We start from the raw sequence: 15290 nt of genomic DNA on the forward strand, positions 1-15290 counted from the left end.
TGACTAGGCTTGCGGTGATTGAAGTCTGTGAACGAGCGATTCGAGCATCGTGAGTTTCTCTTCAATTCGGTCGTCGAGTGAGTTCTTGACGACCACTTCGAGTTCGCGGGCACAGTCGGTCAGCATTGGGAATCCCGCCATTCCGCCGGACCCTTTCATCCAGTGCGCGAGTTCTTTGAGCTGAGTTCGGTTGTTTGATTGGTAGGCGCTCTGCATCTCGAACATTTTGTCGTGTGCGCGTTCGACGAACTCACGCACGAGTTCCGCAAACGGTGGTTCTTCGATGGGCAATTCCGAAACGATCAAATCAGAGTGATCTTTTGGCCGGGGCGCGGTTACGTCGCCGGGCTCGACATCAACGTTTTTTCCTGAGAGGAGCGCGATGATTCTGGCAAGGAGCAATTCTTGCCGAATCGGCTTCGACAGATATTCCGTACAACCTGCCTGCAGACAACGCTCTTCATCGCCGCGCATGGCGTGTGCCGTCAAGGCGACGATTGGATTGGTGAATCCTTCTGCTCGTAGCTGCGCGGTGGCCGAGTAGCCGTCCATAATCGGCATTTGCATGTCGATGAGAATCAGGTCAAACTGCTCGTTGCGGACTGCAACAACCGCTTCCAGGCCGTTCTCGACGAGAACCACATCGGCACCTGATCGGACGAGTAACAATCGAATCAGCTTACGATTCGTCTCGCCATCTTCGGCCACCAGAATCCGCTTCGAACGAATCGATTGCTTCAAGATTGAATCGGCGGTGCTTGGTTCGTCCATCACGATATCTTCGAGCGGAGACGAAGACATGCGCACGTTGTCCATCGAACCGGTATCGACAGTGAACGAAAACGTGCTGCCCTGTCCCTGTTCGCTCTTGTATCGAATCTCGCCCCCCAATCCTTCGACGATGCTCTTGCAGATGGAAAGGCCCAGGCCCGTGCCTCCGAATCGGCGGGTCACCGAACTGTCACCTTGTGTGAACGGATTGAACAGCGCGGTCTGTGTTTCTTCGGGGATACCCACTCCGGTATCAATGACATCGATGGCGAGCGTCCGCGACGCGGGGTCAATTCGTGCGACGACGTTGACGCCCCCGGTTTCGGAAAACTTGACTGCGTTACCAATCAGGTTCATCAGCAGTTGTCGCAGGCGAAGGGGATCGCTTTCGATCGATTCGGGCACGACGCCATCCCAGCGGTATTCGAGACTGAGATTTTTTTCGCGTGCTTTGGGGCGCAGGATCGAAATGGCGTCGGAAATCACGCCATGGGGTGAAAAACGGACCCGTTCAAAATCCATTTGGCCGGCCTCAATCTTCGACAGGTCCAGAATGTCGTTGATCAGGACCAGCAAGCCCTCACCACATCGTTTGATCGTCCTAAGGTAGTCTCGTCGATCCGCTTCCTTCAGGCTGTGATCATGGATCACGATGTAGTCGGCGAAGCCCAAAATCCCGTTCAGTGGCGTACGAATTTCGTGGCTCATATTCGCCAGAAACCGGCTTTTGGCCAGGCTGGCCGCCTCGGCGGCTTCCTTGGCGCGAACCAGTTCCTGTTGAATTGTTTCGCGTTGCGAGATTTCGTCTTGCAGTTCACGCGTACGTTGTTCGACGCGAATTTCCATTTCATCGCGCGCTTGTTTCAGTTCCGACTGCGACGTCTGAATCTTCTGAACCATCTGGTTGAACGACCTGTAGAGAACAGCCAGTTCATCGCGCGAATCGGTGGTGACACGAATCGTATAGTCGCCATTGGTTGTGATGTTTCGGGCGGCGTCCGCCAGTTGCAGGATGGGGCGCGAGATCAACGACTGCATCATCGAACCGAACAGCAGCGCGACGGCCAGCGAGCAGAGCGTCAGGATCACGATCATTGTCGCATGACTACGGGCCTGCTCGTAGAACTCGCGCATGTTTGCTTTCAGATAAACGACGCCGACTTCGCGGCCCCGCTCAATCATCGGATAGAACAATTCGAGTTCACCAAATTCGGTGTAGCGATACGAATCGTGTTCGATAGGAAGTGCGATAGGATCCGTCTGCGTTCCTGCCGGCAGATCGGATGTCAGCGGCGTTCCTGTGTTGGAGAACAAGCCTACGGTCGCCACGGACGGATGCGATTTGACCAGCATCAGCATGGATCGTGCGGCATCATTCCCGGGTTTCTCAACCGTCGCAAGCCCGGCGAATGCCAGCAGTTCTGCTTTCGATCGAAGTTCTTCAATCTGAGCCGATCGCAACAGCCTCAGGTCATGCCAGATGAACCCCGTACAGGCCATTAGGAGCGCCATCGTGCCGGAAACGGCGGCGAGCAGGACCAGCTTCTTTTTGAGTTCGAGATTCTGAATCCAAAGCATTGCCCGTTCCTGCCATCCTGCGGAGTAACTGGAGGCTGGTGACATCCAACCCGCCATCAGATGCCGTGTTCACATTGCAGTGGGGATGTTTGAGTTGGTTTCATCAGGCTGCTGCCATCGGCAATCTGGGTCACTCGGGGTCTGCTAGTTCGATTTGTGTCTGAACAATCAGATCGCGCTGGGAAATGAATGTGTCGACGATCTTCGGGTCGAAGTGGCTGCCGCTCTCGTTCGTGATGATTTCGAAGCACTTGCTGATGGGGTAGGCCGGCTTGTAGGGACGGCGACTGCTGAGTGCGTCGAACACATCGGCGACCGCAGTAATACGACCTTCGATCGGAATATCCTCACCGGCAAGCCCCAGGGGATATCCCGTTCCATCCCATCGTTCGTGGTGCGTTAGAGCGATCCGAGCTGCCATTGTCAGCAGGGGTGAGCGAGGAACATCCAGAATGCGCGATCCAATCAATACATGCTGGCGCAGTCTCGTCGACTCGCGGTCTCCCATGCGTTCGACGATTCGCTTTCCGAACAGCGTGTGACGCTGCATCTGTTCAAATTCCTCCGGCGTCAGTTTGCCGGGTTTCAGCAGAACTTCGTCCGGAACGCCGACCTTACCGACATCGTGCAGCTGAGCCGCCTGCTCGAGCATCAGTGCATCATGTTCGCTCCAGCCCAAGGCGAGTCCAATCAAACCGGCGTACTGGCCAACCCGTTCGACATGTCGGCCGGTCACGTCGTCCCGATATTCGACGGCGCGAGCCAGGCAGAAAATGACGTCTTGGCGCGAAGCTTCCAGTTCCAGCGTTCGTTGCTGAACAGCCGCTTCCAGCGTTTGCGCGTAATTTTTTAGACTGTCCTGATGCTGCTTGACGGTCAGCACGTTCCGGACGCGCGGCGCCAGTTCGCTCGGATCGATCGGTTTCGTGAGAAAATCGGACGCCCCGTACTCGAGGACCGTCAGCTTCGTGCTGCGGTCGGTTGAGGCCGTCAAGATGAGGACAGGAATATGACTGAGTTCCGGCTTCGATCGCAGTTGGCGAAGAATGTCTACGCCCGACACGACCGGCATCATCACATCCAGAATGACGAGATCTGGCATCTCTTCCGCAATTTGCGAGACGGCGCGAGTGGCATCCGACAGTCCAATACAGCGTTTGTAGCCCAGTTCGTTCAGATACTTCTGGCAAACTTTGACGTTGATGGGTTCGTCATCGACGATCAGAATCTTGGTTTGGGCTGCGATTTCGGCGTCGACGGCAGGTGGAAACGCTTTCGCACCAAAGCGAGTTTCCCCGCCCTGTGTGAGCGAACTGAATCCATGTTCGATGTCATCCAGTAGTTTTTCAACGTTTGAACTTGTCGACATCGCCGAGATGGACTGGCCCATTCGCAGACTCCGCTGTTCAAAATGCCCCAACAGGGATTCGATCGCATCAAACGTGATGCATTCCACTTGCCCCGCACGCGAATCTAGTTCGCTTTCCGCAACGACATGACTTGCACCGTTGAAAAAGCGAAACGTTCACAAAACGACAGGGTCTCCAAAGGAACTTTGCCGTCTTCTCTGTCGAGTTGCATTGTGTCGATCGTAGTGAATGTTTCGTCGGGCCTGCTGGATTCTTGGGTAACTCGCACCCGAAGCTCGCTTCAGGACAAAATGGCGCTGATTGTTGCCCGCAACCAGGTTCGTACGGTGGGCAAATTCTCACTTCGTCGTTCCTGCGACCGTGGTGGATGTGGGGGTGGAACTCGTTTGTCTGGAATTGGCGACCCAGAATTCCCATGGGAAATGATGGCTTGTCGCATATCACTGTCGGGCGGCCAACGACTAGAATGGACCGCTGAAATCGCGAGTATCGATTCTGTTAAGAAGATGCTTGATAATCAGTTACAGAAGAATCAAAGGTCCGACGAGGACTTATTTGCGCCCGGTTCAAGTGAACCACTGGTGCGATTTCCCGAGATGAAATATGGCCAAGCCCGATCCAACCAAACCCGACTACTCGCTCGAACGCGTTGTCTGCCGTAATCGCAAGGCCAAACACGAATACGAGCTCACAGACTCGCTCGAATGCGGGATCATGCTGCACGGCAGCGAGGTCAAGAGCGTCCGTAACAACAAGATCTCGATCGAAGAAGCGTGGGTTCGCGTGCAAGGCGGCGAGGTTTGGCTGGTCGGTTGCGACATTGCCGAATATCCCCAGGCGACCTACTTGAATCACGATCCGAAGCGTCAACGCAAGCTTTTGATGCACCGCCGTGAGATTCGCAAATTTGCCGAAGTGGCCAGTCAGAAGGGGTTGGCGATCGTTCCGCTTGATGTTCATCTGATTCGCGGAAATGTGAAAGTGACCATCGCCGTCGGCAAGGGCCTGAAGCGTCACGACAAGCGTGAAAAACTGAAGGAACACGATGCGAATCGCGAGATCCGACAGGCGCTGCGTCGGCAAGACGACTGAATCAGTCCAGCGAGTGGCATCAATCCGGAATTGCGGCAATCAAGTGAGATAGATACTGATGGTGAAAAAAACTCCATTGCAGGTTGCTTTGGAACAAGGGCTGGCTGAAGGAGGCAACCTGTTTGAGTCGCTCAATGAACTCGAGCACTACGAGATCGAATCCGTAGAAGATGCCGAGGCGTTGGTCGACGCGATGGAATCGTACGTGCAGTTGCCCGTCGAGCCGCCTGGGACCCACGCGCCCTTTCATCAGCTTGTTTCGTTGTTTCAGGCTGTGACCAGTGTGACGCCATTTCAGTACCTGGTGCGACGCGGCATTCCGCTGCTCATTCAAGCCTATGATGCGCGTTTGCCGCAGTCTGAAGACCAGCAGAACGAACTTCTGTTCGCGATCAAAATCTTTGCACGCTATGGATTGGAGGAAGGCTTCGATCGGTTGGTTCAGGCCGCGTATCATCCCATCCTGCGTGAAGGGTATCTGTGGTCGGTGATCTTCGAGCAACTCGGCGATCTCGATCCGGCAGTTCCCGATTTGATCGAGCGATTGAGCGATCCGTTGCCCGACGGCTTTGCCAGTATCGCCTTTCTCGACTGGGTCAATCGATTGGCACGCGAAGAGCTGATTACGGGGCATCCATTCGATTCGCACGACGGCACTCAGAAACTTCGCTATTGGCTGAGGAGCAGCGATAAAGACGAGTTCAGTTTTGCCCATAGCGCTGCGGGTGCACTGCCCTTCATTAGCGAACCACAGCGCGTCCAGCTTCTGGCACTCGCCATGGACCATCCTGATTCCGCCGTGCAGATGGAGGCGGCATGGGCTTCCGCGCATCTCGGCAGCGAAGCCGGGCTGAAGTTTCTCGTCAGGCTCTGTCTCGATCGCAATTTCTCGACGACGGCATGTGCTTATCTGGAAGAGCTTGGCCGTGAGGATGTCATTCCCGATGCCGCGAATGAACCTGACTTTCGTGCGATCGCCGATCTGTGCGATTGGCTGTCTGATCCACAAGAGTTCGGTCGTCCGCCGGATGAGATCGAATTGTACGACACGCGCGAGATCTTTTGGCCACCCACCAATGACGTGCGACAACTTTGGTTATTTCGATACCGGTTTGTTGCTGACGAGGCTGGTGAGTCGGATGAATGCGGCCTGGGAATGTGTGGCAGCATCACCTATTCGCTGTTCAATGAAACGAATTTCGATATGGCGGCTGAAGACGTCTATGCCCTTCACTGCTGTTGGGAATTGGAAATGAATTCCGACTCACGGGCGCCTGAAGAACGCACGATCGCTGCCGGTCGCGCGATTCTGGAAGCCGGTGCGCGTGGGGAGTATTCGAATTCTGACGACGACGATGACGATTTTTGACCGGGCAGCCCTGGCGTGCCGTTCACGGCGATCGATCGGGCCTCATTCCGACAGGTGTCAAGCCCGACCCCATCATCTTTCCATTGGATACGGCTCGGTGCGGTGGTTGGATTCCAGCCAGTGGTCGCAAGACCAATTGGGGGGCAATTCCCAGCATGATCGTCAATGTCGCAGCAATGGCGGCAGCGAGAAATGGTCCTCGCGTGCCTGAGATCACCGGACGCATGTGTGGTGCTTCGAGATACGTTTCTCGCATCAATCGGACGGCGATTCTGGCGACAAAAAGAGTGGCCAGGATTCCCATCAGGATGACAAAGCGAATTGCCGGTTCCGGCAAGAAGACCGGCGATTCGTGTTTTGCATGCAAGTTATGGACCGCAAGCAGGGTCAACCAGCGTACCCAGAAACCGGCAGTCCAAGGGATCGCAACCGTGCTGGCGAGGGCCACAGTTAACGACAGGGCGCTGATCGGTGCCGTCCGGCCGAGTCCCTTGAGATCTTCCATGAACTCCACGTCACGGTCTTTTCTCGCCAATGTACACAAGACCCAGAAGACTCCGCCGCAAGAAAGTAGTCCCGCCAATTGCGTCAGCACGAGCACGGACATTGTTTCGGGTAGCGGGTGCGTGGCTGCGGCACGAAATTGCGGATGCCCGGATTCCGCCGCCGCCAGCATCCATCCGATGCTCAGCCAGCCATTTTGAAGCAGAACCAATCCGCCCAGCCAGCGTGGCAGCGAACGAACTCCCGGTGATTCGGCTCGTGACGACATCACACTCGCCACGACAAAGTTTACGAGGATGATTGCTGTCAACAGCGTACTGAGAGATTGATCAAAACCTGCAAACGTGACGCTGCACAATCGCGTGAGGACAATTGAGCCTGCGAGTTGCTGGGCCAGGATGGTTAACCCCGTCAACTTCAGCCGTTGATCCGAGCGATTGAGGCCAAGTCCGAAATGGAACGGAACCAGTCCCATGCGTGCCAGTTGGCTGACGATGATCAGTCCCGCGGCAAGTAAGATCATCTTCGAAGGCGCGCCAATCGAAGTCTGCTCGCCACCAGGGGCGTAGGCGTCGACAAGGATCAGTCGGGTCGCATTCAACTGAGTTGTGCCCGTGCTATTCGCCATCAGCGCGATGCCATACCACATGAATGCCGAAGACAGCCAGCGGAGGCGGTCATCGACACGTTCGGTCTGGGCACCCGGGTGTCGGGTTGCGTCGCGCTCCCGAAGTCTTATCCCGCGCAACGCAAGGCTCACGATTTCGATCGACAGGCCCATCGTCAGGAAATCGTTTGCGCATGCGGCGAACATCAATCCGGCCAGCAAAAACAAGACGTATCCGCTTGATCCTGGCTCGGTCCGTTCGTCGGTCGCCTGATCCCAGGTTGCGAGTCCCGCGAGAGCTCCAAATAACAGCACGACCCACTGCTCGGCCGCGGACAGGGTGTCCTGCGCCCAGATCGATTCGGTGTCGCTATTGCCTGGAAGTACACCCTGCGACTGGCGTTCGAAGAGCAGAAATCCGGACGCCAGCACGAGTCCCAACAAGAGAAACGGCCCATGAAGCGACTTTTCAGGGATCCTCAGCAACCGCGTTGTGATCATGTTCAGACTTGCCATCGCAAGTAAGATCATCGGCGGTAAGGGAAGCGGCATAGGGCAGCATCACGTTCAGATTCAACGAACAGACAAGACCAGCCGGTCATTCCAACTCGCAAAGGCCGGTTCAATCGAAGTCAACTCGCAGACGGCGTGCAACGGGCCTGGAATCAAATGATGACCGCGATGTGACAGCAGTGTCTCGCCAAACAAGGTGAACAGCAAGCGCACCACGGTGACTGCTGGTGATGACTCCCGAAAGTTTGCGATTCCACTTATGCTGCACCGGATCGTGCAAGTCTGTTGGTGAACGGACGAAATCGCAAACGCTTTAATGGAAGAGATCGGCCAAGAAGAAATGACCTACTGTGGTGTGCTCAATGTTGACAAGCCAGCCGGGGTGACCTCACGTGACATTGTGAATCAGGTGGTTCGATTGGTTCGTCCCGCCAAAGCCGGCCATGCCGGTACCCTTGATCCATTGGCGACTGGCGTTTTGGTCGTGTGTGTCGGCCACGCCACACGGCTCATCAATCTTGTGCAGGAAGGACGTAAGCGATACTTGGGCCGATTTGCACTCGGCCAAACCAGTGACACCGATGATGTGACGGGAAATCTTCAGGCGGGGGGTGACTGGAGTGGGATTACCAAAGCGCAGCTTCAGGCCGAATTGACGCAATTTGTTGGTCGCATTGATCAGACGCCTCCGCAGTTTTCGGCCGTGCACGTTCAAGGCCAGCGGGCTTACGATCTGGCACGGCGCGGCGTGACGGTTGAGCTGGCTGCTCGGCCCGTCGACATTTTTTCGCTGGAACTGACGGCGTTTCAACCTCCCGAATTTGAATTGGACGTCATCTGTGGCGGCGGGACGTACATTCGGTCGATCGGCCGGGATTTGGGTGCCAGGCTGGGATGTGGCGCGCTAATGACCGACCTTCGGCGGCTTGCAGTTGGCCACTATGAGATCGCCAATGCCGTCCAATCTGACCAGATTACGGCAGAATCGATTGGTCAAATGCTAAGATCACCGCTCGAAATTGTGTCACACCTGCCAAGACGCGAGCTGACGCAGGCCGAGGCGATCGCCGTTCGCTGCGGGCAAAGCATCGCTGCTTCGGACCCCGCCACCAATGATTCCGATTTGAATCGGTTTGAACGCCGTACATCCCTCGTTGATTCGGAGGGCCAACTGGTGGGTGTTGGCGAACTGGATGCGGCGACGGAACGACTTCAGCCTCGCATCATCTTCCCGGCGTCGTAACGTACGCCGGGAAGCGAGTACTGCATCAAAACCAACTTAGCCGTTGGCAGGTTCAAGCGCTGATGCCGAATCATCGAATTCGATCGACTCGAGCTGGTCGATCGGTACCAGATCCCGCAGGGGATGTGGTATCTCATCGAGCGGCAAGGGATCGCGTTTTGAACTTTCTGCACTCGGAACCCACGCAGATTTTCGAGTGACGGGTGATGACTCGCCACAATCGGCTTGAGCTTTCTCGACCGCGGACGCGGAAATCTGCAGCGGTGTGGCAATCGTATCTGGCAGCAGCGCGGGAGCCGCCAGAGGGAACTGATCGCGGTTGCCGCTTCGGCCCGTCATGGGTTTCCGATCCAGGACTTTTTGCGGTGGAGCGGGGTTTCCGACGTCGCGGAACCTGTTCGCATCAATCTTGAATTGAGGGTTTTTCGAAGAGGCCGGTCGTGCGACCACCGAGGTGGCGTGCGATGGCGGTGGCGCTGGTCGAGTAAATTCTGGTTTCGATTCGCTGACAGAGTTTTCGAGTCGTGCAGTGTCCGTAGGAGGAACTGGGATGCTTGTTGCTTGAGGCAAATTCGCTTTTGTTTCTTCAGACAGCGCCGTCGCGGTTTTTGGCACGACCAGTGAGGGCTGGGCGACCGCGACAGGAGGCGTCAAGATGCTCGGTGATGCTGACAGCGGAATGTCCGACTTTGGATTGGCGATTTGTGGCGGCTCGCTAGGTGATTCCACCACAGGTGCTTTGGGACGAATGCGATCACGATACAGAATCAACGCGTCGAGCGAATGGAACAGCGGTCCGCAATCGATCATCGTGTTCTGATGAGCCACCAGTTCTCGAGACAGCGTCCAGACCGCGTTGCGAACCCACGTTTCGTTCAAGCGTTCCTGCGGAAGGCTGATAGACAGGAACTCCATCGTGTGTCCGGTCGTATTGAATCGATTGTTGACGTCGTTGGTATGCATCTTCCCTTTGTACGATTCACTCGAGAATGAGCCGTCTTCATTCTGCAGTGAGCGTGCAAGTTCGATGTGCTGCCGAATTTTCCTGTCGGCTTGCAACCAGGCTCCACGCAATTTCCCCCCGTTTTGAAGGTACTTGTCACGGGCGCGCGTCAAAGCAAACAAGCGGTGATTTCCACCGCAGGGGGCTCCAACGACCGGTGCGTCTGATTCCATCTGAACCAGCCGTTCAATGCTCCAGGTTTCATTGTCCTTATTGAGCCAGACCGCGTCGGATTTGAGGTAGTGCTGCAGGGTCCACAGGACCCAGGTCACTTCTTCCTTGGTGTTGACTTCTTTCATCGTGTTATTGAGCAGGTCATTCAGCGTGACCACTTTTCCTTGCACATGGAATTTGTGATCCAGTGGCAAGTTCGAATGGGAAAGCAGAGCCAGGAACTGTCCCGGATGACCTTCGAAGTAATACTTCTGTGTGTACGGATGGAACTTCGCACCGTGCGGCGTCAGCATCAGCCAAGGTTCGCCAGCGAACTTTGGCTCTGTCGTTGATAGCCACTGGATGGCGTTGATCTTTTCGGAACCGGACTTCAGCAGGGTTTCATTCCGCAGGGCCAGGATGCAGTGAAAAATCTGCCATGGCGAATGCGGGTTGCTTCCTGTTGCAGTCAGATAGCGTTTGCTGGTGACCTCGATCGCGCGATCCAGCATCTGCTGAAACGGATCGACGGGTTGAGATTTCGCCGCGGCGCCCAATTCCGTCGTACCCGGCTGGTTCGCGGTGGCCGCCGTTGCCGGGACCGGTGCGGGGGCCAGCGACGGGGTGGGCGCAGGTGCCGGGGCTGGCGCCGAATTGTTCAAGAACTGTCGGGCGACGGACTTCGCACGGCCTACCTGCGCAATGGAATGCTCGGGCTCTGACATGACGCAGAGCAACCCAGCAATCAGTGCGGGCCTCAAGGCAGACCGAAAAACAAATTTTCGCACAATAACTCCTGACCAATACAGACGCTTCGTCGTCTAATCTCATATCGGCATTCGGGCGAGCGCGAGCGTAGGCAGGCCACAAGACTGCGCCGCTCGGAATTCAGCCGATGCGATTGCGGCGACATTCTCGAACGGCCAGGAACTGCGGGAATCGGCACCAATCGCTGATGAAGTCATCCGCGATTGGGAATATACGTCAAAGGACGTGCTGGTTTTTCGGCAGTTGGCGAATGCGTCCACTACATGGTACGGGACAAGTAGTGGATGCTTCGCAATCGTCATAGCTTGCCACGACAAAGTGTCACTGCAGAAGTGCCTGAAATGCAGCAATTGCCTGCAAATTCGATCGAGGCGGGAACACTTGTGCGGGTTTGTTGAGTGCGATTAGCAGTGCGGAATTGGCTCGATTGACGCCCTATGAGCTGGCGTCGCTCCTGACGGTTGGACGAGTTGCTCGCGATCCGTGGAAATGCGCTCTCACGCCAGACTTCCTCGTGCGGAAGACGGCCGCTACGTTACACACCGGGATGCCTGCCACTTGAGTTTAGAAACGCCTATGTCGACCTACACCAATATTGCCGCTTACAAATTCGCTCCACTACAGGAGTTGAAAGCGTTACGTGAACGACTGAGCGCTCTGTGCAAGGGGTGGCGGTTGAAGGGCACAATTCTGCTCAGCACCGAAGGGGTCAATCTGTTCGTTGCCGGAACTCGGGCCTCGATCGATTCGCTGCTTCAGGAGTTGCGCTCGGTTCCGGGACTTGAGCAGCTTGAGGTGAAATTCAGCGAAAGTGACGAGCAACCCTTCCGACGTATGCTCGTCAAAATCAAACGCGAAATCATTGCTTTCGGTGTGGAAGGTATCGACCCCGCCCGCAATCCCTCGCCAAAATTGAAGGCCCAGGAACTCAAACGCTGGCTCGACGAGGGGCGTTCGGTTGTTCTGCTGGATACGCGCAACGACTATGAAGTTCAGCTGGGCACGTTCCAGAATTCGGTCAATTTGAAGATCGACCATTTCCGCGATTTTCCGCAGGCGGTGCAAAAACTTCCGGATTCTCTCAAGCAGCAGCCGATCGTGATGTTTTGCACCGGCGGAATTCGCTGCGAGAAGGCCGGGCCTTTCATGCAGCGCGAGGGGTTTGAACAGATCTTTCAACTCGATGGCGGCATCCTGAAATATTTCGAAGAATGCGGAGCGGACCATTACACGGGTGAATGCTTCGTGTTTGATCAGCGTGTCGGCGTCGATCCCAGTCTGCACGAAACTGAAACCACACAGTGCTTTGTGTGCCAGTCGCCGCTCAGTTCTGACGATCGAGCCGACGCTCGATTCATCGAAGGGAAATCGTGCCCATTCTGTTTTCAGCCACCTGACGAATTGCGCAACCAGTCGTTGATCGAGCGGCATGAATTGCTTCGCCGAATTGTTTCGCCGTTGCCAGGTAGTCAGCCTTACGAGAACCATCGTCCACTGAATGTTCCTGCCGAATTCGACGGGCGGACGATGCTCGATTTTCTGTCCACAATCTTCAGTCACATTCCAGCGGATGACTGGAAACGCGCGTGCGACGAAGGTCGGCTGCGAAAACGACATGTGCCCAGACAAGGACGCACGTTAGAGGACGAATCATCGACACCTGTCGCCGGGGACGCGATTGTGCGTGCGGGCGCTCAGTACTTTCATGTGCAGCCTGCTGCTCCAGAGCCCGATGTGAACGCGGAGATTCGAATTGTCCACGAAGACGAGGCGATTCTGGTGGTTCACAAGCCAGCACCGCTTCCGATGCACCCGTGCGGCCGATTCAACCGAAACACGCTGCAACACATCCTTGGCAAGCTTTATCATCCTCAAAGCCCAAGACCTGCTCATCGCCTTGATGCAAACACCACCGGCCTGGTTCTATTCAGTCGCACGCGCCATTTCGCGCGAATATTGCAGGCACAGTTTGATCCTAATCAAGGTGGGGGAATTGAAAAGCGCTATCTTGCGCGGGTGCAGGGGCATCCACCGCATGATCAGTTTCACTGTGACTTGCCAATTCAAGATGAAGCGAGCGAGCTGGGGTCTAGAGCGATTGACTTCGAGCACGGGCTTCCTGCACGAACTGAGTTTCGCGTGCTCGACCGGTATCCCGACGGGACCTCACTGTTAGAAGCCGTCCCGATCACAGGACGGACGAATCAGATCCGCGTTCATCTGTGGCATCTGGACTATGCCATTTGCGGCGATCCAACCTACCTGCCGAATCGCCGTCTCGGTGAGGTCCAGACCGCGGCGTTGGGCAGTGCACCGCTCTGCTTGTTCGCGCATCGAATCGCACTTGTGCACCCGCTGACGAGGCGGCGAGTCACATTTGAGGCACCGCCTCCGTCGTGGTGTGAATCAGACGCCGGAAAATGAAAACGCTCCGAGCAAGCGAGTTGCTCGAAGCGAAATATCTCATCGTGATCAGTCGTTGTCAGTTTCCAAGCGAAGCTGTTCGTGGCACGGGCTGTTGTGCCGTTTGCGTCAGCGGCAGGAAACCCCATTGCGTTTCCTGGGCACGAACCACGTAGAACTTGACTTGATGTGGTGAGTCGGCGGACACCGTCTGGCCACTCAGGTGGTTCATGATCCAGGTGATATTGTCGACGCTGATGGTTTCCCACTTATCCAAACCGACCAGGACGTCACCCTTTCGAATTCCGTTCGCTGCAGCCGGGCTGTCAGCTTTCACTTCGAGAATTCGCATTCCACCACGGTACTTCGTATTTGATAGATGAGACTTCTGTTCGCTTGCTGGCAGATTGACCATTCGCAGTCCGAGCTGCGACCAGAACCGATCACTCTCGTCATTGTTCGCTCGCGAGGTCACCTGGACGTCACCGCTCAGTTGAGCACGTCCACCGGTGTACTGAGCCAATCCGAGCGACATCTTTTCGAGTTTGTCGTTTCGCAGGATGGTGATCTCGACTGATTCACCCACACGACGATGAAGAAGAGCTCGTTCCAGATCAACGGCGTCAACAACGTCGACGGATCCTGCTTTTGTGATGATGTCGCCGGCTCGGAAACCGGCCAGTGCCGCAGGACTGTTCGATTGGAATCCATCCACAATCAGCTTGCGATCTGACCCGGATTTGACATCCTTGGTGACGAGACCGTGAGAATTGCGATCCAGGCTTTCGATACTCATCAACTTGGCAATGACTTTGCGAGCGTCATCGATGGGAATCGCGAAGCCAATCTTCTGCGAATTGGCGCGGATAGCGACGTTGATCCCGATCACTTCGCCGTCCATATTGATCAATGGTCCGCCGCTGTTGCCAGGATTGATTGCTGCATCGGTCTGAATCAGGTTCTTGTACGAGACGGTTTCGTTCGCTTCGACGTCGCGGCCGAGGTAGCTGATAATTCCCAGTGTAACGGTACCGTCATATCCAAAGGCATTTCCTATGGCGATGACGCGTTCGCTGAGCATCAGATCAGACGATGTTCCGCAAGGCATGACCTTGAACGGCTTCGACGGGCTGCCGTCAATCTTAATGATCGCCAGATCATGCTCGCGATCAAACACGACTCGTTTCGCGATATAGCTGGATTTCATCCGGTTCTCGTCTTCGATATCGACTCGAATCGTGTCGACATCGGCGATGACGTGGTAATTCGTCACCATATAACCACGATCATCAATGATGATCCCGGTACCCATTCCATTGATCTTGCGAGCCTTTTCCGAGTTGAACACATGGTTCGTCGGAGTCGCGGCTTTTTCCGTATGAATGTTTCCTACGGAAGGAAGCGCGCGACGCACGGCTTTGACTTCCAGAGTCATTCTCTCGGATGCAGAGACCACAGCCGTTCCTGCGAGCAGGAACATGGCACTCCACAGCTTGCAGATATAAAGACGTTTTGTCATGAAAAGTCTACTCGTGGGCGCTGAGGTCGGACAATGGTTGATGTTCACAAAGCGTCTGCCACACTCCCTCGATTCGTTCCGGAGGACGGTCCTTCATCTCCGTTAGGCTTCAGCATCGACGAATCACCTGAAACCGCTTGAAACCCAGCCCGTTAGACGTGAACAGCTTGCCCATTCCTACGAAGTGGAAAACAGCGAAACTATGCCACTGACTCGAACGTCAGTTCCGACTTCTGCCCGACATCCCGCGAGTTGACTCAAGTGGGACGAGTAAGTGCGATCGTCTTGCGCAAGTTGGCATGGATGTGCGGCGTAAAACGCCGATGTGAGACGAAAGAATTCGTCCGACTCAAGCTTCTGCGTCAAGTGTTGCGGTTGTTCGGGCGGGGTGCTCGTC

9 protein-coding genes are annotated in these 15290 nt (G+C 55.6%); 4 read left to right on the top strand and 5 right to left on the bottom strand.

Going from position 1 to position 15290, the window contains the following annotated elements; genetic code table 11:
- Positions 1-3 precede the first annotated feature (3 nt).
- Positions 4-2349: an ATP-binding protein gene (locus OSO_RS47145; RefSeq protein WP_010588469.1), complete on the bottom strand. Its 2346-nt coding sequence runs from the start codon at positions 2347-2349 to the stop codon at positions 4-6.
- Positions 2350-2479: 130 nt separating this feature from the next.
- Positions 2480-3739, bottom strand: coding sequence for an HD domain-containing phosphohydrolase (locus tag OSO_RS0140950; RefSeq protein WP_157606269.1), 1260 nt, complete (start codon positions 3737-3739; stop codon positions 2480-2482).
- A 583-nt stretch (positions 3740-4322) separates the two neighbouring features.
- On the opposite strand from OSO_RS0140950, the gene smpB reads away from it, so the two are divergent.
- Both smpB and OSO_RS0140965 read left to right on the top strand, forming a co-directional pair.
- Complete coding sequence (gene smpB, locus OSO_RS0140960; RefSeq protein WP_010588471.1) at positions 4323-4811, top strand: SsrA-binding protein SmpB; 489 nt, start codon at positions 4323-4325, stop codon at positions 4809-4811.
- Between the two features lie 58 nt (positions 4812-4869).
- Positions 4870-6180, top strand: coding sequence for a HEAT repeat domain-containing protein (locus tag OSO_RS0140965; protein WP_010588472.1), 1311 nt, complete (start codon positions 4870-4872; stop codon positions 6178-6180).
- A 22-nt stretch (positions 6181-6202) separates the two neighbouring features.
- On the opposite strand, the gene OSO_RS0140970 is transcribed toward OSO_RS0140965, so the two are convergent.
- Positions 6203-7807: a proton-conducting transporter transmembrane domain-containing protein gene (locus OSO_RS0140970; RefSeq protein ID WP_010588473.1), complete on the bottom strand. Its 1605-nt coding sequence runs from the start codon at positions 7805-7807 to the stop codon at positions 6203-6205.
- 313 nt (positions 7808-8120) lie between these two features.
- Here OSO_RS0140970 and truB point away from each other — a divergent pair, with 313 nt between their 5' ends.
- Entirely contained in the window at positions 8121-9047 is a 927-nt protein-coding gene (gene truB, locus OSO_RS47150) for a tRNA pseudouridine(55) synthase TruB (RefSeq protein WP_010588474.1), read from the top strand.
- 36 nt (positions 9048-9083) lie between these two features.
- On the opposite strand, the gene OSO_RS0140985 is transcribed toward truB, so the two are convergent.
- The gene (locus OSO_RS0140985) at positions 9084-10991 is read right to left on the bottom strand and encodes a hypothetical protein (RefSeq protein WP_010588475.1); all 1908 of its coding nucleotides are present in this window, start codon (positions 10989-10991) and stop codon (positions 9084-9086) included.
- A gap of 556 nt (positions 10992-11547) precedes the next feature.
- Here OSO_RS0140985 and OSO_RS0140990 point away from each other — a divergent pair.
- Complete coding sequence (locus tag OSO_RS0140990; RefSeq protein ID WP_010588476.1) at positions 11548-13395, top strand: sulfurtransferase; 1848 nt, start codon at positions 11548-11550, stop codon at positions 13393-13395.
- A 58-nt stretch (positions 13396-13453) separates the two neighbouring features.
- On the opposite strand, the gene OSO_RS0140995 is transcribed toward OSO_RS0140990, so the two are convergent.
- Positions 13454-14893: a trypsin-like peptidase domain-containing protein gene (locus OSO_RS0140995; protein ID WP_010588477.1), complete on the bottom strand. Its 1440-nt coding sequence runs from the start codon at positions 14891-14893 to the stop codon at positions 13454-13456.
- Positions 14894-15290 lie beyond the last annotated feature (397 nt).

The organism is Schlesneria paludicola DSM 18645 (assembly GCF_000255655.1).
In the GTDB taxonomy this organism is placed as follows: domain Bacteria; phylum Planctomycetota; class Planctomycetia; order Planctomycetales; family Planctomycetaceae; genus Schlesneria; species Schlesneria paludicola.

What these genes read in the sequence shown, in the direction of transcription:
- OSO_RS0140990 (WP_010588476.1), top strand. Translation starts at nt 11,548, where the DNA reads ATGTCGACCTACACCAATATTGCCGCTTACAAATTCGCTCCACTACAG.
- OSO_RS47145 (WP_010588469.1), bottom strand. Translation starts at nt 2,349, where the DNA reads ATGCTTTGGATTCAGAATCTCGAACTCAAAAAGAAGCTGGTCCTGCTC.
- OSO_RS0140970 (WP_010588473.1), bottom strand. Translation starts at nt 7,807, where the DNA reads ATGGCAAGTCTGAACATGATCACAACGCGGTTGCTGAGGATCCCTGAA.
- smpB (WP_010588471.1), top strand. Translation starts at nt 4,323, where the DNA reads ATGGCCAAGCCCGATCCAACCAAACCCGACTACTCGCTCGAACGCGTT.
- OSO_RS0140965 (WP_010588472.1), top strand. Translation starts at nt 4,870, where the DNA reads ATGGTGAAAAAAACTCCATTGCAGGTTGCTTTGGAACAAGGGCTGGCT.
- truB (WP_010588474.1), top strand. Translation starts at nt 8,121, where the DNA reads ATGGAAGAGATCGGCCAAGAAGAAATGACCTACTGTGGTGTGCTCAAT.
- OSO_RS0140950 (WP_157606269.1), bottom strand. Translation starts at nt 3,739, where the DNA reads ATGGGCCAGTCCATCTCGGCGATGTCGACAAGTTCAAACGTTGAAAAA.
- OSO_RS0140995 (WP_010588477.1), bottom strand. Translation starts at nt 14,893, where the DNA reads ATGACAAAACGTCTTTATATCTGCAAGCTGTGGAGTGCCATGTTCCTG.